At 73.2% G+C, this 24,766-nt stretch carries 15 protein-coding genes and 5 pseudogenes; 3 read left to right on the top strand and 17 right to left on the bottom strand.

Features of this window, described 5'->3' with window-relative positions; translation table 11 throughout:
• Nucleotides 1-24: 24 nt before the first annotated feature.
• A complete protein-coding gene (locus BJF88_RS17075) occupies nucleotides 25-1,869 on the top strand; it encodes a glycoside hydrolase family 15 protein (protein ID WP_075829668.1) in 1,845 nt (614 codons plus the stop codon).
• Nucleotides 1,866-2,924, top strand: a complete 1,059-nt coding sequence (locus BJF88_RS17070; protein ID WP_075829667.1) for a glucose 1-dehydrogenase — start codon at nucleotides 1,866-1,868, stop codon at nucleotides 2,922-2,924. Before BJF88_RS17075 ends, BJF88_RS17070 begins: the two co-directional genes overlap by 4 nt.
• Before the next feature lie 39 nt (nucleotides 2,925-2,963).
• Here the strand turns inward: BJF88_RS17070 and BJF88_RS17065 are convergent.
• Nucleotides 2,964-4,011, bottom strand: a pseudogene (locus tag BJF88_RS17065) (biotin/lipoate A/B protein ligase family protein).
• 328 nt (nucleotides 4,012-4,339) lie between these two features.
• Complete coding sequence (gene cimA / locus BJF88_RS17060) at nucleotides 4,340-5,989, bottom strand: citramalate synthase (RefSeq protein WP_075829666.1); 1,650 nt, start codon at nucleotides 5,987-5,989, stop codon at nucleotides 4,340-4,342.
• A 276-nt stretch (nucleotides 5,990-6,265) separates the two neighbouring features.
• Here cimA and BJF88_RS17055 point away from each other — a divergent pair, with 276 nt between their 5' ends.
• The gene (locus BJF88_RS17055; RefSeq protein ID WP_139316134.1) at nucleotides 6,266-6,859 is read left to right on the top strand and encodes a hypothetical protein; all 594 of its coding nucleotides are present in this window, start codon (nucleotides 6,266-6,268) and stop codon (nucleotides 6,857-6,859) included.
• A gap of 70 nt (nucleotides 6,860-6,929) precedes the next feature.
• Here BJF88_RS17055 and BJF88_RS17050 read toward each other — a convergent pair whose 3' ends face one another.
• The 15 genes and pseudogenes from BJF88_RS17050 to BJF88_RS16990 form a co-directional block, all read right to left on the bottom strand.
• A complete protein-coding gene (locus BJF88_RS17050; RefSeq protein WP_075829711.1) occupies nucleotides 6,930-8,066 on the bottom strand; it encodes a branched-chain amino acid aminotransferase in 1,137 nt (378 codons plus the stop codon).
• Nucleotides 8,067-8,272: 206 nt separating this feature from the next.
• Nucleotides 8,273-9,315 (bottom strand): annotated as a pseudogene (locus tag BJF88_RS17045) (3-isopropylmalate dehydrogenase).
• A gap of 69 nt (nucleotides 9,316-9,384) precedes the next feature.
• Entirely contained in the window at nucleotides 9,385-9,798 is a 414-nt protein-coding gene (locus BJF88_RS17040; RefSeq protein ID WP_255372142.1) for an ASCH domain-containing protein, read from the bottom strand.
• The gene (locus tag BJF88_RS22640; RefSeq protein WP_255372141.1) at nucleotides 9,795-9,950 is read right to left on the bottom strand and encodes a hypothetical protein; all 156 of its coding nucleotides are present in this window, start codon (nucleotides 9,948-9,950) and stop codon (nucleotides 9,795-9,797) included. Before BJF88_RS22640 ends, BJF88_RS17040 begins: the two co-directional genes overlap by 4 nt.
• Nucleotides 9,951-10,307: 357 nt before the next feature.
• Entirely contained in the window at nucleotides 10,308-11,333 is a 1,026-nt protein-coding gene (gene ilvC / locus BJF88_RS17035; protein ID WP_075829665.1) for a ketol-acid reductoisomerase, read from the bottom strand.
• Between the two features lie 100 nt (nucleotides 11,334-11,433).
• Nucleotides 11,434-11,957: pseudogene (gene ilvN, locus BJF88_RS17030) on the bottom strand (acetolactate synthase small subunit).
• 65 nt (nucleotides 11,958-12,022) lie between these two features.
• Nucleotides 12,023-13,912: an acetolactate synthase large subunit gene (locus BJF88_RS17025; protein WP_075829664.1), complete on the bottom strand. Its 1,890-nt coding sequence runs from the start codon at nucleotides 13,910-13,912 to the stop codon at nucleotides 12,023-12,025.
• Nucleotides 13,913-14,346: 434 nt separating this feature from the next.
• On the bottom strand, nucleotides 14,347-15,216 hold the full coding sequence (locus BJF88_RS17020; RefSeq protein WP_075829663.1) for a hypothetical protein: 870 nt from the start codon (nucleotides 15,214-15,216) through the stop codon (nucleotides 14,347-14,349).
• Nucleotides 15,217-15,352: 136 nt separating this feature from the next.
• Nucleotides 15,353-16,327 carry an ABC transporter ATP-binding protein gene (locus tag BJF88_RS17015; protein ID WP_139316133.1) on the bottom strand — a complete coding sequence of 325 codons (975 nt, stop codon included), beginning with the start codon at nucleotides 16,325-16,327 and terminating at the stop codon, nucleotides 15,353-15,355.
• Nucleotides 16,328-16,466: 139 nt separating this feature from the next.
• Nucleotides 16,467-18,305, bottom strand: coding sequence for an alpha-glucosidase (locus BJF88_RS17010; RefSeq protein ID WP_075829709.1), 1,839 nt, complete (start codon nucleotides 18,303-18,305; stop codon nucleotides 16,467-16,469).
• Between the two features lie 33 nt (nucleotides 18,306-18,338).
• Nucleotides 18,339-18,713, bottom strand: coding sequence for a VOC family protein (locus BJF88_RS22635; protein WP_255372139.1), 375 nt, complete (start codon nucleotides 18,711-18,713; stop codon nucleotides 18,339-18,341).
• Between the two features lie 116 nt (nucleotides 18,714-18,829).
• Nucleotides 18,830-19,006: pseudogene (locus BJF88_RS22630) on the bottom strand (pterin-4-alpha-carbinolamine dehydratase); the annotation flags it as partial.
• A 136-nt stretch (nucleotides 19,007-19,142) separates the two neighbouring features.
• Nucleotides 19,143-20,861, bottom strand: a complete 1,719-nt coding sequence (gene ilvD, locus BJF88_RS17000; protein WP_075829708.1) for a dihydroxy-acid dehydratase — start codon at nucleotides 20,859-20,861, stop codon at nucleotides 19,143-19,145.
• Nucleotides 20,862-21,093: 232 nt separating this feature from the next.
• Nucleotides 21,094-22,955: pseudogene (gene ilvD, locus BJF88_RS16995) on the bottom strand (dihydroxy-acid dehydratase).
• Between the two features lie 117 nt (nucleotides 22,956-23,072).
• Nucleotides 23,073-24,491 carry a peptide MFS transporter gene (locus BJF88_RS16990; protein ID WP_083649248.1) on the bottom strand — a complete coding sequence of 473 codons (1,419 nt, stop codon included), beginning with the start codon at nucleotides 24,489-24,491 and terminating at the stop codon, nucleotides 23,073-23,075.
• Nucleotides 24,492-24,766 lie beyond the last annotated feature (275 nt).

The raw sequence follows: 24,766 nt of genomic DNA, 5'->3' as shown, positions 1-24,766 counted from the left end.
ACGAGGACGGAGGACCAGGCACGCATGTCGGGACGGATCGAGGACTACGGGATCATCGGCGACCTCGAGACCGCCGCGCTCGTCGGCCGGGACGGCTCGATCGACTGGCTGTGCCTCCCGCGCTTCGACTCCCCCGCGTGCTTCGCCGCGCTGCTCGGCGGGCCGGAGCACGGCCGGTGGCGGATCGCCCCCGCAGCCGGCGGGTCCTCCACGTCCCGGCGCTACGTCGGCGAGTCGCTCGTGCTCGAGTCCACGTGGCGCACGCCCGAGGGCGAGCTCACGGTCACGGACCTCATGCCGCCCCGCGACGAGTCGCCCGACCTGGTCCGGATCGTCGAGGCGCGCGGCGACCGCGTGCCGGTCGAGATGGACCTGCGCCTGCGCTTCGACTACGGACGGGTGCTGCCGTGGGTCACGACCGGGACCGTCGTCACCGCCGTGGCGGGGCCCGAGGCCGTCACGCTGCGCACGCCCGTGACCACGACGTTCTCCGACGGCGTCCTGCGCGCCCGGTTCGACGCCGTCCCGGGCGAGCCCGTCCCGTTCGTGCTCAACCAGCGCCCGTCCCACCGCCCGCCGAGCGAGCCGACCGGGGCGTCGGAGTCGCTCGCCTCCACGCTCGACTTCTGGCGCACCTGGAGCGCGCGCTCCTCGTACGACGGGCCGTGGGACGACGCCGTCCGGCGCTCGCTCCTGACCCTCAAGGCGCTCACGTACGAGCCGACGGGCGGCATCCTCGCCGCCGCGACCACGTCCATGCCCGAGGAGATCGGGGGCGTGCGGAACTGGGACTACCGGTTCTCGTGGCTGCGGGACGCGACGTTCACGCTGCAGGCGCTCGTCGCGACCGGCTACGTGCGCGAGGCGCAGCACTGGCGCGACTGGCTGCTGCGCGCCGCGGCCGGCGACCCCGCGGACCTGCAGATCATGTACGCGCTCGACGGCTGGCGCCGGATCCCGGAGCAGACCCTCGACTGGTTGCCCGGCTACGAGGGCTCCGCGCCCGTGCGGATCGGCAACGGCGCGTACGACCAGCACCAGCTCGACGTGTGGGGCGAGGTGCTCGACTCGCTGCACCTGGGCCGCGAGGCAGGGATCGCCCCGACGGAGGACGGGTGGGACCTCCAGCGGGCGCTGCTGGACTACCTCGAGGGGCACTGGACCGACCTCGACAACGGGCTGTGGGAGATCCGCGGCGAGCCGCGGGCCTTCGTCCACTCGCGCGTCCTCGCCTGGGCCGGCGTCGACCGGGCGGTCCGGGCCGTGACCGAGCACGGTCTCGACGGGCCCGTCGACCGGTGGCGTGCGCTGCGGGAGACGATCCGCGCCGACGTGCTCGCGCACGGGTACGACGCCGGCCGGAACACGTTCACGCAGTTCTACGGGTCGCGCGGGGTGGACGCCGCGCTCCTGCTCCTGCCGCGCGTCGGCTTCCTCCCGTGGGACGACCCACGCATCGTCGGCACGGTCGAGACGGTGCAGCGCGAGCTCGGCGTCGACGGTCTCCTGCGGCGCTACGACACGTCGGCCGACGGCCGCGTCGACGGGCTCCCCGGCGAGGAGGGCGCGTTCCTCATCTGCACGTTCTGGCTCGTCGAGGCGCTGGCCGGGATCGGCCGCCGCGACGATGCGGTCCGGCTGTTCGAGCGGCTGCTGTCCCTGCGCAACGACCTCGGCCTCCTCGCGGAGGAGTACGACCCGCACGCCGGCCGCCAGCTCGGCAACGTGCCGCAGGCGTTCAGCCACGTCGGGCTCGTCAACGCGGCCCTCACCCTCGGACCGTCCGGGACGCCGGGGGCCGCCGGCACGACGTCGCGCGACGACGACGCGGAGGACGACGCGGAGGACGACGGGAGGAGCGGACGATGAGAGCTCTCACGCTGGTGCCGGGAGACGCCGGTTCGCTGGAGGTGCGGGACGTGCCCGAGCCGGAGGCCGGCCCGGGCGAGCTGCTGGTCGAGGGCCTGGTCATGGGTGTCTGCGGCACCGACCGCGAGATCGTCGCCGGGGAGCACGGCCGGGCGCCGGACGGCGAGGACCGCCTCGTGCTCGGTCACGAGTCGCTCGGGCGCGTGCTGGAGGCACCCGACGACGGCGGCTTCTCCACCGGCGACCTGGTCGTCGGCGTCGTGCGACGCCCCGACCCCGTCCCGTGCGGGGCGTGCGCGCGCGGGCAGTTCGACATGTGCCGCAACGGGCGGTACACCGAACGGGGCATCGTCGGGCGGCACGGCTACGGGAGCGAGCGCTGGACCGTCGAGCAGGACTACGCGGTGCGCGTCGACCCTGCGCTCGGTGACCTCGGCGTGCTCGTCGAGCCGGCGAGCGTCGTCGTCAAGGCGTGGGCCCAGATCGACGCGGTCGGCGGTCGCGCATGGTTCGAGCCGGAGCGCGTGCTCGTCACGGGCGCCGGGCCCATCGGCCTGCTCGCCGCGCTGGTGGGCGTCCAGCGCGGGCTCGACGTGCACGTGCTCGACCGGGTGGCGGACGGTCCCAAGCCCGACCTCGTGCGCCGGCTCGGTGCCACCTACCACGTGGGGCCGTCCGGCGGGGTGATGGACGAGCTGGAGCCGGACGTCGTCGTGGAGGCCACGGGTGCGCGCCAGGTCGTCCTCGACGCCATGTCGCGCACGTCGCACTACGGCGTCACGTGCCTGACGGGCGTCTCCTCGGCCGGGCGCGGCATCCAGGTCGACGCCGGGGCGCTGAACCGCGACCTGGTCCTCGAGAACGACGTGGTCGTCGGCTCCGTCAACGCCAACGTGGACCACTACCGCGGCGCCACCGAGGTGCTCGCCGCCGCGGACCGGGACTGGCTCGCCGGCCTCGTCACCCGCCGCGTCGGGCTCGACGACGCGCACGACGCGCTGCGGGCACGGCCCGACGACGTCAAGGTCGTGCTCGACCTCGCCCCGTCGACGTAGCGCGGCCCGGTCGACGCGACGGCCGTCGGCGAGGCGCGCTCAGGGCACGCGCGCGGTCCACTCCGGGCTCGAGAACTTCGTGCGCGCGAGCTTCTCGGCCTTCGCTCGCTCGTCCGGCGTGACCTTGCCCTCGACCGTGCGGTAGCGGGAGCGGAAGTGCGCGGTGAACGCGTCGATGACGTCCTCGCGCGCATCCCCGTCTGCGAGCGCACGGGGTCGACGCGCTTGTTGGCGCTCGTCGTGCCCTTGTCGGACAGCTTCTCGCGGCCGATGCGCAGCACCTCGGTCATCTTGGCGGCGTCGATGTCGTACGCCATCGTCACGTGGTGCAGCACCGCTCCCCCGCGCAGCCGCTTCTGCGCGGCACCGGCGATCTTGCCGGCCGCGACGCGATGTCGTTGAGCGGCTTGTACGTCGCCTCGACGCCGACGTCCGCGAGCGCCCCCAGCACCCAGTCGTCGAGGAACGCGTAGGACCGCTCGAAGCTCAGTCCTTCGACGAGCGACGCCGGCACGTACAGCGAGTACGTGATGGTGTTCCCCGGCTCGACGAACATCGCTCCGCCGCCGGAGATGCGGCGCACGACGGTGATCCCGTGCCGTGCCGCCCCCTCCGCGTCGACCTCGTTGCGCAGCGACTGGAACGACCCGATGATCACCGCCGGTGCGCCCCACTCCCAGATCCTCAGGGTCGGTCGGCGGCGGCCGGCGTCGAGCTCCTCCGTGAGCACCTGGTCGAGCGCGAGGTGCATCGCCGGGGACTCGGGTCCCTCGTGGACGATCTCGAACTCGTGGTCGTCCCAGCCGGTCGCGCGGCCGAGCGCGCGGCGCACGGCGATCGCGACGGCGTCGGGAGAGAAGCCGATCATCGTCACGTCGTCGCTCAGCGCGCGACGCACGGCGTCCGCGAGCTGGGCGACCGTCGCCGTCTCGGGCATGCCGGTCAGGGCGCGGTCGATGTCCTCGAGCGCGTCGTCCGGCTCGAGGAAGAAGTCGCCGCTCACCGCGACGCGGGAGAGCCGCCCCGCCTCCACCTCGACGTCGACCGCCACGAGCTTGCCACCGGGGACCTTGTACTCACCGCGCACCCGCCCAGCCTAAGCCCGCCAGCTCGGCGCTCGAGCCGCACCGGGCACGGGACCGACGACCAGCCGGACCAGACCGACCGCGCGCAGCGGTGGCGCCGGGGCGAGCGGCCGAGCCAGGACGTCCGGACGAGCGGGCGGGCCGGAGCGGGCGGGCCGGAGCGGGCGGGCCGGAGCGGGCGGGCCGGAGCGGGCGGGGTCGCGGGTCGTGGCGGGTCTGGCGGGAGGCCGCGAGGCACGAGCGGCCGGATGGTAGACCCGCGACCCCGTCCGCGAAGGTCCACCCGCAGAGGTCCGCCCGCGGAGGTCGACCGCGGACCCAGCAACGCCGTCAGCGCGGCTCGACCCCCGCGTGCACCAGCCCGAAGATCGCCGAGTCGGTCAGCGCCTCCCATGCCGCCTCGATGAGGTTCGGGCCGACGCCGACCGTCGACCAGGAGGACACGCCGTCGGTGGTCTCGATGAGGACGCGGGTGATCGCGTCGGTGCCCTGCTCGGTGTCGAGGATGCGCACCTTGAAGTCGATGAGCTCGTACGCCTCGATCTCCGGGTACACCCGCGTGAGCGCGAGACGCAGGGCGTGGTCGAGCGCGTTCACGGGCCCGTTGCCCTCGCCCGTGGTGACGATGCGCTCGCCGCCGGCGCGGAGCTTGACGGTCGCCTCGGCCTTCGCCTCGGTGCCGCGGCCGCCGACGCGCTCGACGATGGTGCGCCAGCTCTCGACGCGGAAGTACCCGGGCCGCTCGCCCGCGATCTCCTCGCGCAGCAGCAGCTCGAACGACGCGTCGGCGGCCTCGTACGTGTAGCCGCGGGCCTCGTCGTCCTTCACGCGGTTCGTCACGCGGGTGAGCAGCTCGCCCTGGCCGGCCAGGTCGAAGCCGAGCTCGCGGCCCTTGAGCTCGATCGACGCGCGGCCCGCCATGTCGGAGACGAGCATGCGGATGTCGTTGCCGACGGTCGTCGGGTCGATGTGCTGGTAGAGGTCGGGGTCGACCTTGATCGCGCTGGCGTGCAGGCCGGCCTTGTGCGCGAACGCGCTCGACCCGACGTACGGCTGGCGCGCGTACGGGGAGATGTTGGTGATCTCGGCGACGGCGTGGGCGATGCGCGTGGCGTCCTCCAGGCCCTCGCCGACGAGCGTGCGCAGGCCGTGCTTGAGCTCGAGGTTCGCGACGACGGTGAGCAGGTCGACGTTGCCCGTGCGTTCCCCGTACCCGTTGACGGTGCCCTGGACGTGCGCCGCGCCGGCCTCGACCGCCGCCAGGGTGTTCGCGACGGCGCAGCCGGAGTCGTTGTGCGCGTGCATCCCGAGCAGCGGGTCGCCGGGCTGCGCGTCGCGGCCGTGGACGAGCCCCACCGTGTCGCGCAGCTCCGCCACGGTCTCGGCGACCCAGGTGGGCAGCATGCCGCCGTTGGTGTCGCACAGCGCGACGACCTCGGCCCCGGCCTCGAACGCGGCGGTGACCGCGGCGCGCGTGAACGCGGCGTCGTACCGGTAGCCGTCGAAGAAGTGCTCGGCGTCGACGACGACGCGCCGCCCCTCGCCCACGAGGAACGCGACGGTGTCGGTGATCATCGCGAGGCCCTCGTCGCGCGTGGTGCGCAGCGCGCGCTCGACGTGCCGGACGTCGGACTTCGCGACGAGCGTGACGACGGGCGCCTCGGAGTCGAGGAGCGCGCGCACCTGCGCGTCGTCCCACGCCCGCACACCGGCCTTGCGCGTCGCCCCGAACGCGGCGAGGACGGCGTTGCGCAGGTCGAGCTCCTTCGCCGCGCGGCGGAAGAACTCGGTGTCCTTCGGCACGGCGCCGGGCCACCCGCCCTCGACGAACCCGACGCCCAGCTCGTCGAGCAGCGGGGCGATGGCGAGCTTGTCGGCGACGGAGAGGTTCATGCCCTCCTGCTGTGCGCCGTCGCGCAGGGTCGTGTCGTAGACGTGGAAGACCCGCGGGGTCGTCACGGGGGTCGTCACGGAGGTCATCGTGCCTCTTCCTGCCGTTCGCTGGGGTGCGCGCGTGCCGTGCGGGGTGTGCCCGGCAACAAAAAGACCCCCCGGGGTGCGGGAGGTCTGCGCGTCCGACGGGTGCTTCCGGACGCGCTACTCGATAATGAGCGAGACGTGTGTCACATCGCACATGGTGCCACACGTCCTCGCCGCGACGGAACGGCGTCCATCCTGTGGGCACGCCGTCGGTCGGGGCGGGGCGTGCGCGCCGACGTACGGGATCGAGCGACCGGACCGACCGAGGGAGTGACCATGAGCGACCCGAACGGGTACGACCCCCAGCGCGCCGAGACGCGGCGGTACGGGCAGCCGCCCGCCCAGCCCGCCGCGGGCGGCTACGGTCAGCCGCCGGCGGTGCCGCCGTCCGACCGTCGGGGTGACTTCCCGGCACCGGAGCGCACGACCAGCCCGTCCGACCCGCGGCTCACGGTGGAGGCCGGCCGGTTCTGGGCGGGCGCCGCCGCGACCGCCCTGGTCGCCGCACTCATCGGGCTCATCGCCGTCATCGTCTTCGAGCGCATCTTCCAGATCGCCCTGGTGCCCCCGCCCGACGTCTTCGCCACCGGCTCGCAGCAGGCGGCCTACGCGATCGACGGCGCGATCCTCGCGCTGCTCGCGGCCGGCCTGCTGCACCTGCTCATCCTCAGCACGCCCCGCCCGCGGGCGTTCTTCGGCTGGATCATGGCGCTCGTCATCGTCGTCATCGCCGTCCTGCCGTTCGCGTGGACGAGCGACGTGACCGCGGCGGCGCTCTCGGGACTCGTGAACCTGCTCATCGGCGTCGCGGTGTGGTCGCTGCTCGCCGGAGTGGCGGGTCGCACCATCGTCCGGCGTCCCGCCGGCTGACCGTCGGGGCGATCCAAGAGCGCGGGGCGCGCCTCCACCACGAGGCGCGCCCCGCCGTCGGCAGGTGCGGTCAGGCGAGCCGGCGCAGCCACCCGTGCCGGTCCGCGGCCCGGCCGGTCTGGATGTCCGTGAGCTCGGTGCGGATCGCCATCGTGAGCTGCCCGGCATCACCGTCACCGATCGTCACGTCGAAGTCCGACCCGGCGAGCCGGCCGATCGGCGTGATCACGGCGGCCGTGCCGCACGCGAACACCTCGGTGACGGACCCCTCGCGGATGCCGTCCAGCAGGTCGGTGAGGGGGATGCGGCGCTCGACGACCTCGTGCCCGCGGTCCGTGAGGAGCTGGATGATCGACGACCGGGTGACGCCCTCGAGGATCGACCCCGTGAGCTCGGGGGTCTCGACGGAGCCGTCGGCGCGCACGACGAACACGTTCATGCCGCCGAGCTCCTCGAGGTGCGTACGCGTCGCCGAGTCGAGGAAGCAGACCTGCTCGCACCCGTGCTGCTGGGCGACGACCTGCGGCAGCAGGCTCGAGGCGTAGTTGCCGCCGCACTTGGCGGCGCCCGTCCCGCCGGCACCCGCGCGGCTGTACTCCCGGTCGACCCAGATCGACACCGGCTTCACGCCGCCGGAGAAGTACGGGCCGACGGGCGAGGCGATGACGAGGTACTCGGCCTCGAGGGACGGCCGCACCCCGAGGAACGCCTCCGACGCGTACATGAACGGCCGCAGGTACAGGCTCGCCTCCTCGCCGGAGGGGACCCACTCGACGTCGGTGCGCACGAGCGCCGTGATGGAGGCGACGAAGTCGTCGACCGGCAGGGCGGGCAGGGCGAGACGGTGCGCGGAGCGCGCGAAGCGCGCGGCGTTGGCCTCCGGGCGGAAGGTCCAGACCGACCCGTCGGCGTGGCGGTACGCCTTCATGCCCTCGAAGATCTCCTGCGCGTAGTGCAGGACGGCGGTCGCCGGGTCGAGCTGGAGCGGGCCGTACTTCTCGATGCGCCGGTCCGTCCACCCGTCGGTCGAGCTCCAGCTGATCCGCGCCATGTGGTCCGTGAAGACCGTGCCGAACTTGGGGGCCGCGATCGCGGCCTCCCGCTCCTCCGCGGGGCGCGGCGCGTCGGAGGGGCGGACGTCGAAGAGAGCGATGAGGTCCTCCGTCGAGGAGGACGGCTCGTGCTGCGCTGCAAGCGGGGTGCTCATCATGAGGCCTTTCACCTGGCGACCCGGGTGGTCTCCGCCTAGTTTTCCACGAACCGTGCGCCCGGGAGGGCGGCACGGGACGGGGCGGCGTCACCGGGTCAGAACGGGAGGGTTCCGGTCCGGGGCGACGACCGAGGCGAGGGGACCGGCCGCTCCGCGGGTGCGGGCGGCGCGGTCTGCCGGTGACCGGCCGGTGACCGGCGAGGTCAGCCGGCGGCGCGAGCGGCGAGCTCGCGGCCCACCTCGGCCGTCGAGCGTACTCGGCTCCCCCGCTCGGCGAGGTCGGCCGCGACGGCCGCCTCGACGCGACGCGCCGCGTCGGGCAGGCCCAGGTGGTCGAGCAGCAGCGCGACGGACAGCACGGTCGCCGTCGGGTCGGCCTTGCCCTGACCCGCGATGTCGGGCGCCGAGCCGTGGACCGGCTCGAACATCGACGGCGCAGAGCGGTCCGGGTTGATGTTCGCCGACGCCGCCAGCCCGATGCCGCCGGTGATCGCCGCGGCCTGGTCCGTGAGGATGTCGCCGAAGAGGTTGTCCGTGACGATGACGTCGAAGCGCGACGGCTTCGTCGTGAGGAAGATCGTCGCGGCGTCCACGTGCAGGTAGTCGGTGGTCACGTCGGGGAACTCGGCGTTCACCGCCTCGACCGTGCGGCGCCACAGGTGGCCGGCGTGGACGAGCACGTTGTGCTTGTGCACGAGCGTGAGGTGCTTGCGCGGGCGCGCCTGCGCACGGGCGAACGCGTCGCGGACGACGCGCTCGACCCCGAACGCCGTGTTCACCGACACCTCGGTCGCGATCTCGTGCGGCGTCCCGGTGCGCAGCGCACCACCGTTGCCCACGTACGGCCCCTCGGTGCCCTCGCGGACCACGACGAAGTCGATCTCGCCCGGGTCGGCGAGCGGGGACGTGACGCCCGGGTACAGCTTCCCGGGGCGCAGGTTGACGTAGTGGTCGAGCGCGAAGCGCAGCTTGAGCAGCAGGCCGCGCTCGAGGACGCCGGACGGGACGCCGGGGTCGCCGATGGCGCCCAGCAGGATCGCGTCGTGCCCGCGGATCGCCTCGAGGTCGGCGTCCGTCAGCGTCTCACCCGTCGCGTGCCAGCGGCGCGCGCCCAGGTCGAACGGCGTCGTCGTGACCTTACGCCGGAACCGGCCAGGACCGACTCCAGCACGGCCAGGCCCTGCTCGACGACCTCGGTACCGATGCCGTCACCGGCGACGACCGCCAGATCGATGGTGCGCGTCATGCGAGCGACCCTACGCCCGGGAACCACCTGCCGGGACGGTGATCTCACGGTGCGGACGGCGCCCGCCGCTCAGCGCGGGTAACGCAGCTCGAACCGCTCGCACACCACGGGCATGTCGTCGGGGACGTCCCGCTCGAGCACGCGGGAGAAGTACCCGCGATGCCCCTCGCGCCACTCGTCCCCCGTCGTGTCGCCCTCCCCCTCCGCCAGGGCGAAGTCGGCCCCGACGTCGCCGAACGGCACGACCTCGACCGACGTCGTGCGGATCAGCGCCCGGGGGTGGCCGGCCCCGTCCAGCAGGATCGACAGCTCACCCTTCTCGGGGACCGGCGTCTCGCCGTCGTCGTACTCCCACAGCGACGACGACGTCGCGGTCTTGGCTCCCGACAGCACCGCGGCGAGGAGCGTGTCGGCCAGACGCGGGTTGTCGCCGAACGACCACGCCGGCGGCGGGAGGCTCTCCCGCGCGCCGGTGCCGATCACGACCCCGACCCGCCCGATGCCCGCGCTCGGCCGCGCGGCTCCCAGAACGCGAGGATCTCCCGCGCCTGCTCGTCCGTACCCTCGACCGACGTGGACGCCGTCGCGTCCCGCTCCTGACGGTCCGCCATCGCGTCCCCCTGTGCTGCACTCATGCAGGCATCCTCCCCCACCCAGAGGCGAAGTGCCCGGTCTCGGCGTGTTCGTCCCGCCCGTGTCGCCCCACCCGCGCAGGACCGCCCGACGCCGGGGGCCACGGAAGGCGGCCCGGAGCCCAGGGCGAGACGCACCAGGGGTGGGTGACGCGTGCTGCGCGGTCGTGGTCGGGCCTGGCGGGAGCGCCGAGGCACGAGGCGCGGATGGTAGACCGGCGCAGCACGCGTCACCCACCCCGTCGAGGTGAGCGCGGACGGCTCAGCGAGGGATCAGCGTGCGGCGCTGCCCTCGACCTCACGGTCGGGCAGACACCTCCCGCCGACTCCGGCAAGGGCTCCTCCGTCGCCCTGCCTGCGTCAGCGTGCGGCGCTGCCCTCGGTGTAGTCGGCGTCCTGCTGCTTCCACGCGAACAGCGAGCGCAGCTCCTTGCCGACCTTTTCGATCGGGTGCTGCGCGGCCTGCTCGCGCAGCCTCTGGAACTCGGGCGCACCGGCGTCCTGGTCGTCGATGAAACGCTTCGCGAACGCGCCGGACTGGATGTCCGCGAGGACGGCCTGCATGTTCTCCTTGACGTGCGGGTCGACGACGCGCGGGCCGGAGACGTAGTCGCCGTACTCGGCGGTGTCGGAGACGGACCAGCGCTGCTTCGCGATGCCGCCCTCCCACATGAGGTCCACGATGAGCTTGAGCTCGTGCAGCACCTCGAAGTAGGCGATCTCGGGCTGGTAGCCGGCCTCGGTGAGCGTCTCGAAGCCGTACTGGACGAGCTGGGAGACACCGCCGCACAGGACGGCCTGCTCGCCGAACAGGTCGGTCTCGGTCTCCTCGGTGAACGTCGTCCGGATGACGCCCGCGCGCGTCCCGCCGATCGCCTTCGCGTACGACAGGGCGACGTCCCAGGCCTGGCCCGAGGCGTCCTTCTCGACGGCGATGATGTCGGGGATGCCGCGGCCCGCGACGAACTCGCGCCGCACGGTGTGACCCGGCGCCTTCGGGGCGACGAGGACGACGTCCACGCCCTCGGGCGCCTCGATGTAGCCGAAGCGGATGTTGAAGCCGTGGGCGAACGCGAGGGTCTTGCCCTCGGCGAGGTTCGGCTTGATCTCGTCGTTGTAGATCGAGCGCTGGTGCTGGTCCGGGGCGAGGATCATGATCAGGTCCGCCCAGGCCGCGGCCTCGGCGACGGTCTTGACCTCGAAGCCCTCGTCGGACGCCTTCGCGGCCGACTTCGAGCCCTCGCGCAGCGCGACGACGACCTCGACGCCCGAGTCGCGCAGGTTCTGCGCGTGCGCGTGCCCCTGGCTCCCGTAGCCGACGACCGCGACCTTCTTGCTCTGGATGATGGACAGGTCGGCGTCGTCGTCGTAGTACAGCTCAGCCACGGTGGTTCTCCTCGTTCGTCGATAGCGGTGCAGGGTCGGGTGTGCGGTGGTCGCGCCCTCGCCCGGCGCTCCTGCGTCCCGGGGCGAGGGTAGGCGATGGTCAGGCGGACCGGACGACGCGTTCCAGCGCGCGGTCGGTGATGGAGCGCGCGCCGCGGCCGACGGCGACGGTCCCGGACTTCACGATCTCGCGGACGCGTACGGCTCGAGCGCGCCGAGCAGCGCGTCGAGCTTCTCGGCGGTGCCCGTGGCCTCGACGGTCACGGCGTCGGGGACGACGTCGACGACCTTGGCGCGGAACAGGTTCACGACCTCGAGCACGCCGGTCCTGCTCGCGCCGTCGGCGCGCACCTTGACGAGCAGCAGCTCCCGCTGGACGGACGCCGCCGGGTCGAGCTCGACGATCTTGATGACGTTGACGAGCTTGTTGAGCTGCTTCGTCACCTGCTCGAGGGGTCGGTCCTCGACGTCGACCACGACGGTGATGCGCGAGATCTCGTCGTGCTCCGTCGGGCCCACGGCGAGCGAGTGGATGTTGAACGCGCGGCGGGCGAAGAGGCCGGCGACGCGCGTGAGCACGCCGGGCTTGTTCTCGACGAGCACCGAGAGGGTGTGACGGGACATGAGAGGTCAGTCCTCCGTTGACAGGGGTCGGATCGAGACGGCGTTCCGCTGCAGCTGCATTCCGCTCAGTCCTCCCGGTCCCACGCGGGCGAGATGCCGCGCGCGTACTGGATGTCGTCGTTGCTCACGCCGGCGGCGACCATCGGCCAGACCATGGCGTCGCGCGAGACGGTGAAGTCGACGACGACGGGGCGGTCGTCGATCTCCATGGCGCGCTTGATCGCCGCGTCCACCTCGCCGGCCGACTCGACGCGGATGCCCTCGCACCCGTACGCGTCGGCGAGCTTGACGAAGTCGGGCACGCGGCGGGTGCCGTGCCCGGTGTGCAGGTCGGTGTTGGAGTAGCGCATGTCGTAGAACAGCGTCTGCCACTGCCGCACCATGCCCAGCGAGCTGTTGTTGATCAGCGCGACCTTGATCGGGATCTCGTTGATCGTGCAGGTCGCGAGCTCCTGGTTGGTCATCTGGAAGCAGCCGTCGCCGTCGATCGCCCACACGGTGGCGTCCGGGCGTCCGACCTTCGCCCCCATCGCCGCGGGGATCGAGAAGCCCATGGTGCCGAGGCCGCCCGAGTTGATCCACGTGCGCGGGTGCTCGTAGCGGATGAACTGCGCGGCCCACATCTGGTGCTGCCCGACGCCCGCGGCGTAGATCGCCTCCGGGCCCGCGAGCTCGCCGAGCCGCGAGATGACGTACTGCGGCGCCAGGTGGCCGTCGTCCGGCTCGGTGTACCCGAGCGGGTAGGTCTCGCGCCAGTCGTCGATCTGGTGCCACCAGGCCTCGACGTCGGGCTTGCCGTGGGCGGCGTGCTCGCGCTCGAGCTCCGGCACGAGGTCGGCGAGGACCTCCTTGAGGTGGCCGACGATCGGCACGTCCACGTCGCGGTTCTTGCCGATCTCGGCGGGGTCGATGTCGGCGTGCACGATCGCGGCGTGCGGGGCGAAGCTCGAGAGCTTGCCGGTCACGCGGTCGTCGAACCGCGCGCCGAGCGACACGATGAGGTCGGCCTTCTGCAGGGCGGCCACGGCGGGCACGGTCCCGTGCATGCCCGGCATGCCGAGGTTCTGCGGGTGCGTGTCGGGGACCGCCCCGCGAGCCATGAGGGTCGTCACGACGGCCGCGCCGGACAGGTCGACCAGGCGCCGCAGCTCCGCGGCCGCGTCCGCGCGCACGACGCCGCCGCCGACGTAGAGCACCGGACGCCGGGACGACGCCAGGAGACGCGCGGCCTCGCGGATCTGCTTGCTGTGCGGCTTCGTCACCGGGTGGTAGCCGGGCAGGTGGACGTCCTGCGGCCAGGAGAAGGGGGCCGTCGACTGCATCGCCGACTTCGCGATGTCGACGAGCACCGGCCCGGGACGCCCGGTGGACGCGATGTGGAACGCCTCGGCGATCGTCCGCGGGATCTCGGCGGGGTCGGTGACCAGGTAGGAGTGCTTGGTGATCGGCATGGTGATGCCGACGATGTCGGCCTCCTGGAAGCCGTCCGTCCCGATGAGCGACTCGGCGACCTGGCCGGTGATCGCGACGAGCGGGATCGAGTCCATGTTCGCGTCGGCGATCGGCGTCACGAGGTTCGTCGCCCCGGGGCCGGAGGTCGCCATGGTCACGCCGACCCGGCCGGTGGCGTGCGCGTAGCCCTGGGCCGCGTGCCCGCCGCCCTGCTCGTGGCGCACGAGGATGTGCCGCAACCGCGTCGAGTCCATGAGCGGGTCGTACGTCGGCAGGATCGCACCACCCGGGATGCCGAAGACGACCTCGGCGCCGACCTCCTCGAGCGAGCGGACGATCGACTGCGCGCCCGTCATCTCCTCACCGGCCGCCGCGGGCCGGGACGGTGCGCGGCGCGCGTCGGTCCGGGGGGCGACGGACGCCGGCGTCGGGGCGGGCTTCGGCGCGGCGGTCGGCGCGGGGGCCTCCGGTCGCGCGGCTGCCGGGGTGGGACCCTGGGCCATGGTGTCTCCTGCGTGTCGTGGCCTCGGCCCGGCGGGCGTCCCGGGGGACGCTCCGCCGGATCCGGAGCCGACCGTGGGTGGTGCGGTCGTGCGGGTCGCGCGTGCGGGTGCCGTGGGCCGCGGGTCACGCGGGGCGGCAGTCGCGGGGCCGTGGTGGGCCGGTCGCGCCGTGCGGGCTGTGCGGTTGTGGTGGCAACAAAAACCCCTCGGACCCGGGATGACGGGCTGGACGAGGGGTGAGCGCGCTGACGAAGCCTGTGTGCGTGGCCTCAGCCGGCGCGCTCAGGAAGTACTACGAGAAGAATCGTCTGCACGGCATGGGACTGTACGCGCATGCCCGGGCGATGTCACGTACCGAGGCGCCCGTCTCACGAGGTGGGACGGCGCCCCGCGGCTGCCTCGCAGCCGTCGTGCCGGACGGCGTCCGCGCCGGCTCAGGCCACGTCCCGTCGACGGAAGACCAGGACGGCGAGGAGCGAGAGCACCGCCGCGAGCCCGAGCAGGAGCAGGCCGCCCTGGGCCTGCGAGACGGCGTGCTCGACGCTCTCGCACAGGGTGCCCGTGGCGTCGGTCGTGCACTCGTTCACCCAGTACGTCGTCCCGCCCTCGGTCCACGCCGCGAGGTTCGTCCGCACGAGCCACCGCTGCGCCTCGGGCGCCCATGCCGCGACGACGCTCTCGACGACCACGAACCACCCCACCGCGAGGCCGAGCGCCGCCGCGGCGTGCTTGAGCAGCGCGCCGAGCGCGGCCCCGGTCGCGGCGACCAGGGCGGCGGCGACCGCGACCCGGCCGCCGATCGCGGCGAGCTCTCCCCAGGTGGCGGGCGAGAAGTCGCCGAGGCGCCCGTTGAGGGCGTAGGCGCCGTACGCCCCGCCCGCCATCACGACGTACGCGAGCACGACGACTGGCAGCACGCCGAGGGTCGCGGCGAGCGCCTTGGACCAGTAGACGCGCTGCCGTCGCGGCTCGAACGTGAGCCACAGGCCGAGCGCCCCGGTCGAGATCTCGGCCGTGAGGAACGAGACGCCGACGAGGACCGCGAACAACGTCAGCAGCGGGGCGAGCTGCGCCACGGTGGTCATGCCGGGGGCGGGCCACGCCTGCTCGTCGCCGACGAACGTCGGGGTGGGCGTGACGAAGTGCTCCAGCTGCGGCGCCCCCATCTGGTCGCACCCGAAGTCGGCGCCGGGCTCGGCGTCCTGCGCCGCCGCCTCGTCCGCCTCGCACTGCACGACGTACTCGTCGCCGTGCTCCTCCCAGTCCGCGAGCTGCTGCTCGTAGAACACCCGCGCGTCCGCCATCTCGCGTCGGAGACGGGCTGGCTCGACACGTACGCGACCACGACGGTCAGCAGGGCGACGGCGACCGTCACGGGCGCGGCCCAGCGCACCAGCCGCCGCGCGCGCAGCCGGCGCAGCTCGGCCCGCAGGAGGCGGCTCATGCCGTCACCTCCTCGGGCCGCTGCCGGCGATCGTGGCGCGACCCGGCGGCGGCGTCCTTGGCGGTGAGCTCGAGGAACACGGACTCGAGCCCCGCCTGGACGGGCACGAGCTCGTCGACCCAGAGGTCGTGCGCGGCGAGCGCACGGGTGATGCGCGCCGGCTCGGCGACGCCGTCGACGAGCAGGTGCCGGCCGTCGCGCCGCACGCCGTGGCCGGCGGCGGCGAGCACGGCCGCGGCCCGCTCCTGGTCGGGCACGCCCACACGGACCGAGCGGCCGCCCGCACCGATGAGGTCGTCCACGCGGCCGCTCGCGATGAGGCGTCCGCGCGCGATGATCGACACCGTGTCGGCCACCTGCTCCACCTCGGCGAGGATGTGGCTGCTCACGAGCACGGTTCTGCCGCGGTCGGCGAGGCCCCGCATGGTGTCGCGGATCTCGCGGATCCCGGCGGGATCGAGCCCGTTCGTCGGCTCGTCGAAGATGAGCAGGTCCGGATCCTTGAGGAGCGTCGCGGCGATCGCGAGCCGCTGCTTCATGCCGAGCGAGTAGCCGCGGTAGCGGTCGCGCGCCCGGGCGGCGAGCCCCACCTCCTCGAGCACCTCGCCCACGCGTCCGCCGGGCGCGCCGATGGCGACGGCGAGCAGGTCCAGGTTCTTGCGCGCGCTGAACGCGGGGAAGAACTTCGGGGACTCGACGATCGCCCCGACGCGCCCGACGACGTCGGGCAGGTGCCGGGGCACCTCGTGGCCGAAGACGCGCGCGGAACCCGAGTCCGCGCGGACGAGCCCGAGCAGCATCCGGATCGTCGTGGTCTTGCCGGACCCGTTCGGCCCGAGGAAGCCGTGGACCCCACCCACCGGGACGACCAGGTCGAGGCCCTCGACCCCGACGGCCCTCCCCCGGCGGCTCCGGTACGTCTTGCGCAGCGCCCGCGTCTCGATCGCGGGCACCTCCGTCGTGCTGTGCACCCGTGCGCTCCCCTCTGCGACCGACGTCGCGGCCCCGTGCCGGCGGCGTCGCCGGGCTGGGAGGAGACTAGGGCATGCTTGGGGGTTCGCGGAACCACCCTCGACGTCCGCGTGACCTTCTTCCCACCGAGACGATCCCCTACCGGGGCGGGAGCGTCGGCCGGCGGCGCAGCACCAGGCCCTCCCACGGCGCGAGGTGCCCGACGACGCCCGGTCGGTCCGCGCCGTCGGGCCCGGGGTGCGTGGCCAGCAGGACGGACGCCCCGCCCCACCCGTCGAGGACCGCCGCCGGGACGTCCTGCGGCGTCCCGCCCACGTTGACCAGCACGAGGAGCTCGTCGCGCTCCCGCTCTCCCCCGCCGCCCGACGGCACGTCGAGCGCCCGCGTGAACGCGTAGACCTGCTCGTGGTCCGGCAGCAGCATGCGGAAGTCGCCGAGCGCGACGACGGGGACGTCGTGCCGCAGCGCGTGCAGGCGGCGGTAGAAGTGCAGGACCGAGTCCTCGTCGGCCCACGCCGCCTCGGCGTTGACCTCCCCGTGGTTCGGGTTGACCTCGAGCCAGGGCGTCCCCGACGTGAAGCCGGCGTGCTCGCTCGCGTCCCACTGGACCGGCGTGCGCGCGTTGTCCCGGCCCATCGCCGCGAGCGCCGCGAGCATCTGCTCGGGCGTGGCGACGCCGTGCTCGACCATCTCGGCGTAGTGACCGAGCGACTCGACGTCCTGGTACTGCTCGATGCGCGTGAAGTGCGCGTTCGTCATCCCGAGCTCCTCGCCCTGGTAGACGTACGGCGTGCCGCGGTGCAGGTGCAGCAGGAGCGCGAGCGCCTTCGCGGACGCCACGCGGTGCTCCGGCGAGTCGTCGCCGAACCGGGAGACGACGCGCGGCTGGTCGTGGTTGTCCCAGTACAGCGAGTTCCAGCCTGCCTCGGCGAGGCCCGCCTGCCAGCGGCCGAACGTCGCCTTGAGGTCGGTGAGCCGCATCGGCACCGGGTCCCACTTCGAGGCGCCGTGGTCGACGCCCATGTGCTCGAACTGGAACACCATGTCGACCTCGCGGCGCGCGGGGTCGGTGTAGCGGCGGCCGTGCTCGACCGTCACGCCGGGCGTCTCGCCGACCGTGAGGATCTCGCGCCCCTGCGCGAGGTAGGGCGCGAAGACCTCGCGGTGCATCTCGGCGAGGTACTCGTGCACGCGTGGCCCGTCGGTGTAGTACGGGCTGCCGTCGCCGAGCACGCCGTAGTGCACCTCGCCGTCGGGCAGGGAGCCGTCGGGCGCGATCGTCTTGGAGATCAGGTTGATGACGTCCATGCGGAAGCCGTCGACGCCGCGGTCGAGCCACCACCGCATCATGGCGTGCACCGCGCGGCGCACGTCCGGGTTCTCCCAGTTGAGGTCGGGCTGCTTCGTGTCGAACAGGTGCAGGTAGTACTCGCCGCTCGCCTCGTCGAACGCCCACGCGCTGCCGCCGAAGAACGAGCGCCAGTTGGTCGGCTCGGCGCCCGGGGTGCCCGGCTCCATCCCGGGGCGCGCGGGCCGCCACCAGTACCAGTCGCGCCGGTCCGACGCCCGGCCGGCTCTGCTGTTGACGAACCACGGGTGCTCGTCGCTCGTGTGGTTGACGACGAGGTCCATGACGAGCTTCATGCCGCGCTCGTGCAGCCCCGCGATCAGCGCGTCGACGTCGGCGAGCGTGCCGAACAGCGGGTCGACGTCCTGGTAGTCGCTGATGTCGTACCCGTTGTCGGCCTGGGGCGAGGTGTACACGGGCGAGAGCCACACGACGTCGACGCCGAGGTCGGCGAGGTGGTCGAGCCGGCGCAGGATGCCGGGGAGGTCGCCGACGCCGTCGCCGTCGGAGTCCCGGAACGAGCGGGGGTAGATCTGGTAGACGACGGCCCGCGTCCACCAGGGCGCGGCCGCCGGGTCGTCACCGGCGGGCCAGCCGCCGCGGGGTGCGTCGTCGTCCGGTCCGTGCAGAGCGGTCACCGTTCGCCTCTCGTCTCGGGTACGTCAGTCACGGGCCTGCCACGTGCACACGCACGCCTCGTTGCCCTCCGGGTCGGCGAGCACCCAGAACGCGGGCGCACGCCCGTCGGACACCAGGTGCCCTCCGGCCGCGATCGCGGCGGTCACCCGCGCCTCCGCGACGTCGTGCGGGACGGTCACGTCCACGTGGATGCGGTTGCGCTGCTCGCGCGGTGCGTCCATCTGCTGGAACCAGAACGCCGGGGCGTGCCCCGTCGGGTCCGCGAGCGGGACGGCGGCCGAGCCGTCGGGCGCCTGCTCCGCGTAGCCGAGCACGGCGCGCCAGAACGGCTGGACCGCCGGCCCGACGAGCGCGTCGACCGCGATCTCGAGCTCCTGGACCGCGCTCGGGTCGGCCACGAGGTCGAGCTCGCGCGCGGCGTCGGCGATCTCGCGCGCCAGGGCGACGTCACGACGCTGAGCCCCCCGACGTCGTGGGACGTGAGCCGGACCGTCACCGTCGCGTACCGCAGGTCGACGTCCGGGTGGTGGTCCGCGGCGTCGGCGAGCTCGCCGATCGCGTCGACCAGCTCGACGCCCGCCGTGAAGGACCCGGTGCGGTACAGGGTCTGCGCCGTCGCGAGGAGGACGCGCCAGTCCTCCACGCCGTCGCTGTCGTGGAACTCGCGCGCGGTGATCCGGTCGTCGGCCATGGCCTCTCCTCGTCGGTCGCGACGTCGGGCGAGCCGGACGGCTCCGCCGGGCTCAGGCCCACGCTAGCCAGTCGTCACGCCCGGCGCGCGCCCTGCCGCCGCTCGGGTCCCGTGGGGCGCCGTCCGGGACCGGCTGTCACGCGAGGATCGCCCCCCGCGACGCCGACTGGACGAGCTTCGCGTACTTGGCGAGCACGCCGCGCGTGAACGTGGGCGGCAGCGGCGCCCAGCCCTCGCGCCGCGCCGCGAGCACGTCGTCGTCGACGAGCAGGTCGAGCGTCTTGCGCGCGACGTCGAGCCGGATGCGGTCGCCGTCGCGCACGAACGCGACCGGCCCGCCGTCCACCGCCTCCGGGGCGACGTGCCCGACGCACAGGCCCGTCGTCCCGCCGGAGAACCGCCCGTCGGTGAGCAGCAGCACGCTCTTGCCGAGCCCGGCGCCCTTGATGGCGCCGGTGATGGCGAGCATCTCGCGCATGCCCGGCCCGCCCTTGGGTCCCTCGTACCGGATGACGACGACGTCGCCGTCGGTGATCGTGCCGTCCTCCAGGGCGTCGAGCGCGGCGCGCTCGCGCTCGAACACGCGCGCCGTGCCCTCGAACACGTCGGTGTCGAACCCGGCCGACTTCACGACCGCGCCCTCGGGCGCGAGCGACCCGTGCAGGATGGTGATGCCCCCGGTGGGGTGGATCGGCCGGTCGAGCGCGCGCAGGATCTTGCCGTCCGGGTCCGGGGGGTTGATGTCGGCGAGGTTCTCGGCCACCGTGCGGCCCGTCACGGTGAGCGCGTCGCCGTGCAGGAGACCGGCGTCGAGCAGCGCCTTCATGACGACGGGCACTCCCCCGATGCGGTCGACGTCGTTCATGACGTACCGGCCGAACGGCTTGAGGTCGCCCAGGTGGGGCACGCGGCTCGCGACGCGGTCGAAGTCCGCGAGCGTGAGCTCGACCTCCGCCTCGTGCGCGATGGCGAGGAGGTGCAGCACGGCGTTGGTCGACCCGCCGAACGCCATGACGACGGCGATCGCGTTCTCGAAGGCCTCCTTCGTCATGATGTCGCGCGCGGTGATGCCGCGGCGCAGCAGCTCGACGACCGCCTCTCCCGACCGGTGCGCGAACGCGTCCCGGCGCCGGTCGGCCGACGGCGGCGCGGCCGACCCGGGCAGCGACATCCCCATCGCCTCGGCGACCGACGCCATGGTGTTCGCCGTGTACATGCCGCCGCACGCGCCCTCGCCGGGGCAGATCGCCCGCTCGATCCGGTCGACGTCCTCGCGGCTCATGAGGCCGCGCGAGCACGCACCGACCGCCTCGAACGCGTCGATGAGCGTGACGTCCTTCTCCGTGCCGTCGGACAGCTTGACCCAGCCCGGCATGATCGAGCCGGCGTAGAGGAACACGCTCGCGAGGTCGAGCCGCGCGGCCGCCATGAGCATGCCCGGCAGCGACTTGTCGCAGCCCGCGAGCAGGACCGTCCCGTCGAGGCGCTCGGCCTGCACCACCGTCTCGACCGAGTCCGCGATGACGTCACGGCTGACGAGCGAGAAGTGCATCCCCTCGTGCCCCATGGAGATGCCGTCGGAGACGGAGATCGTGCCGAACTGCAGCGGGTATCCGCCGCCCGCGTGCACACCCTCCTTCGCGCCCTGCGCGAGCCGGTCGAGCGAGAGGTTGCACGGCGTGATCTCGTTCCACGAGCTCGCGATGCCGATCTGCGGCTTGGCGAAGTCCTCGTCCCCCATCCCGACGGCGCGCAGCATCCCGCGCGACGCCGTCGCCTCCAGGCCGTCGGTGACCTGGCGGGAACGGGGCTTGAGGTCGGGTCCGGCATCGGTGCGCGTGAGCTCGTCCGTCATGCCCACACTCTAGGAACGGAGCCGCCGCACGGCGAGGGGACCACGTGAGGCGACGGCCGCCGTCGGGCACGAGGACGGACGTCGGCGCGACGACGGGCGAGCGGGACAGGGGGCGGGACGTGCCGGGTCGTGGCGGGTCTGGCGGGAGCGCCCGAGGAACGAGGGCGCGGATGGTCGACCCGGCACGTCCCGCCCCCTGGCCCGCGGACCGGCGCTGAAAGGCGGACCCGCGTCAGCGCCGCCGGATGAGCGACACGTCCCGCACGGCCCCACGGTCCGCCGACGTCGCCATCGCGGCGTACGCCTGCAGCGCCGGGGACACGTACCGGTCGCGGTCGACGGGCTGCCACGGGTTCTCGCGCGCCTCCATCTTGGCGCGGCGCTCCGCGAGCACGTCGTCGGGGACGTTGAGCCGGATGAGGCGCGTGTCGACGTCGATCTCGATCTCGTCGCCGTCCTCGACGAGCCCGATCACTCCCCCGGCGGCCGCCTCGGGCGAGACGTGGCCGACGGAGATGCCGGACGACCCGCCGGAGAACCGGCCGTCGGTGATGAGCGCGGTGACCTTGCCCAGGCCGCGGCCCTTGATGAACGACGTCGGGTAGAGCATCTCCTGCATGCCCGGCCCGCCGGCGGGGCCCTCGTACCGCACGACGACGACGTGCCCCGGCTGGACCTGCTTGGTGAGGATCTTCTCGACGGCCTCGTCCTGCGACTCGCAGACGAGCGCCGTGCCGACGAAGTGGAAGACGTCGGGGTCCACGCCCGCGGTCTTGAACACGGCGCCGTCCTCGGCGAGGTTGCCGCGCAGCACGGCGAGGCCGCCCTCGACGGTGTAGGCGTGCTCGAGGTCGCGGATGCAGCCCTCGGCGGCGTCGGTGTCGAGCGACTCCCAGCGGTTGGACGTCGAGAACGCCTGCGTGGTGCGCACCCCGCCGGGTGCGGCGTGGAACAGCTCGACCGCGCGGTCGGTCGCCTTGCCGCCGCGGACGTCCCAGTCGTCGAGCCACTCGCGCAGCGTGGGCGTGTGGACGGACGTCACGTCGTGGTCGAGCAGGCCCGCGCGGTCGAGCTCGCCCAGGAGCGCGGGGATGCCGCCGGCGCGGTGCACGTCCTCCATGTGGAAGTCCGGGTGGTTCGGCGCGACCTTCGACAGGCACGGCACACGGCGGCTGATGTCCTCGATGTCGGTGAGGTCGAAGTCGACCTCACCCTCCTGGGCCGCCGCGAGGACGTGCAGCACCGTGTTGGTCGAGCCGCCCATCGCGACGTCGAGCGCCATGGCGTTCGCGAACGCGGCCTTCGTCGCGATGGAGCGCGGGGCGGCCGTGTCGTCCTCGTCGTCGTAGTAGCGCTTCGCGAGGTCGACGATCGTCCGGCCGGCCTCGAGGAAGAGCTCCTTGCGCGCCGAGTGCGTGGCGAGCGTCGAGCCGTTGCCCGGCAGCGAGAGCCCGAGCGCTCGGTGAGGCAGTTCATCGAGTTCGCGGTGAACATGCCCGAGCACGACCCGCACGTGGGGCAGGCGTTCTCCTCGACCTGCGCGAGCGCGGCGTCGGACACGTTGTCGTCGGCCGCGTAGTTGATGGCGTTGACGAGGTTGAGGTGGGTCTTCGCGACGCCGTCCGCGACGACCGCCTTGCCGGCCTCCATGGGACCGCCCGACACGAAGATCACCGGGATGTTGAGCCGCAGTGCCGCGTTGAGCATGCCGGGCGTGATCTTGTCGCAGTTGGAGATGCACACGAGCGCGTCGGCGCAGTGCGCGTTGACCATGTACTCGACCGAGTCGGCGATGAGGTCGCGGCTCGGCAGCGAGTACAGCATGCCGCCGTGGCCCATCGCGATGCCGTCGTCGACGGCGATCGTGTTGAACTCCTTGGCGACGCCGCCCGCCTCCTTGATCGCCGACGCGACGAGGTCGCCCATGTCCTTGAGGTGGACGTGGCCGGGCACGAACTGCGTGTACGAGTTCGCGATCGCGACGATCGGCTTGCCGAAGTCCTCCGAGCCCATGCCGGTCGCGCGCCACAGCGCTCGCGCACCGGACATGTTGCGGCCGTGGGTGGACGTCCGGGAGCGCAGGGGACGGCTCATGACGGGGTCAGCTCCTTCGACGGGTCGCCTGCGGCCGCTCGGGCATGGCCGCCGGGTCACACTACGCCCGCCCGGCCGGGGGCGGGCGCCGTCCGCCTCGTGGTCGCCCCGGTCACGTCAGGACCCCGCGGTGTGCGCCCCCTCGAGCTCGTCGGCCCGGCGGATATGCGCCGTGACCCAGGGCGCGAGGGCGAACAGGGCGACGGCGAACAGCAGCGTCACCGCTCCGATGCCCCCGAAGTAGGCCGTGTCGGAGACGTCCTCCGTGACCTGGACGAGCTGCGCCGTGATGGCCTGGCCGGCCGCCGGCGCGAGGAACCAGACCGCCATGGCTTGCGAGCGGAACGCGCGCGGCGCGAGCAGCGTCGTCGCGGCGAGGCCGACGGGCGACAGGCACAGCTCGCCGAGCGTCTGCACCACGTAGACGCCGGCGAGCACCCAGGCCGGCGCACGCCCGTCGCCCACGAGCGCCGACGCCAGCGCGAGGCCGAGGAACGAGACCGCCGCGAGGGTGAGGCCGAGCGCGAACTTGCTGGCGGTCGACGGACGGTCGCCCGTCCTGATCCAGATCCAGGCGAACACCGGCGCGAGGACGATGATCGCCGCCGGGTTGATCGACTGGAAGAACTCCGGGCTGATCGTCACGCCGACGATGCTCAGCTGCGTGCGGTCCCGCGCGAACTCCGACAGCGTCGTCGCCGCCTGCTCGAAGATCATCCAGAACAGCATCGCCGCGACGAACAGCGGGATGTACGCGATCACGCGGGGCCGCTCCGCGTCGGTGACCCGGGGCGAGCGGTACATGACGACGAAGTAGGCGATCGGGGCGAGGAACGCGAGGTAGGACATCGTGTCGATGAACGTGTCGATGCCGAACCCGCCGGCGACCACGACGGCGATCAGCCCGACGACGACCATGCCGCCGGCGATGGCGAGGAAGATGCGGGTGATCGCTCCCCGCTCCTCCCGGCGGACCGGGTTCGGCACGTGGGCACCCGCCTGACCCAGGTAGCGCCGCCCCGCGACGAAGAAGACGAGTGCGACCGCCATGCCGACCGCCGCGACGGCGAACCCGGCGTGGTAGCCACCCCAGGCGCGCGCCGCCCCGACGAGGAACGGGGCGATGAACGACCCGATGTTGATGCCCATGTAGAAGATCGAGAACGCCGAGTCGCGGCGCGGGTCGTCGCGCGCGTAGAGCTCGCCGACCATCGAGGACACGTTGGGCTTGAGCAGCCCCGTGCCGAGCGCGACGAGGGCGATGCCGGTCATCGAGAACGCGAGACCGGGGACTGTCAGGCTCACGTGCCCGGCGGCGATGATGATCCCGCCGTACAGCACCGACCGGCGGGAGCCGATGACCCGGTCGGCCAGCCACCCGCCGACGACGGACAGGAGGTACACGCTCGTCCCGTAGATCGACACGAGCGCGAGCCCGGTCGTGTCGTCGAGCCCGAGCCCGCCGTTCGCCACCGTGTCGGTGAGGTAGAACAGCAGGATGGCGCGCATCCCGTAGTAGCTGAACCGCTCCCACAGCTCCGTGGTGAAGAGCGTGGCGAGCCCCGCGGCTGCCCGAAGAACGCGTGGTCCCCCGCGATGACGCCTGCCGCCGGCCCGTCGTCGGGCCGTTCGCCCTCGGCCGCGACCCGGGCCGCACCGGGCGTGACGCGAGCCGGCCCGTCCGGGCCGATCGGCGGCGCGCCGGCCTCGGGCTCGGTCACCGCCTCGCGCCCGAGCTCTTCGCGACGGTCGTGCCCGTCGGCACCTGCCCCGCCGTCCCTGCCGCTCGTGCTGGCCATGTTCTCGATGCT

Origin of the sequence: Cellulosimicrobium sp. CUA-896, from assembly GCF_001942335.1 — a bacterium.
Lineage (GTDB): Bacteria > Actinomycetota > Actinomycetes > Actinomycetales > Cellulomonadaceae > Cellulosimicrobium.
The sequence above is the reverse complement of the archived record's forward strand: the minus strand, read 5'-3'. Positions and strand labels throughout refer to the sequence as shown.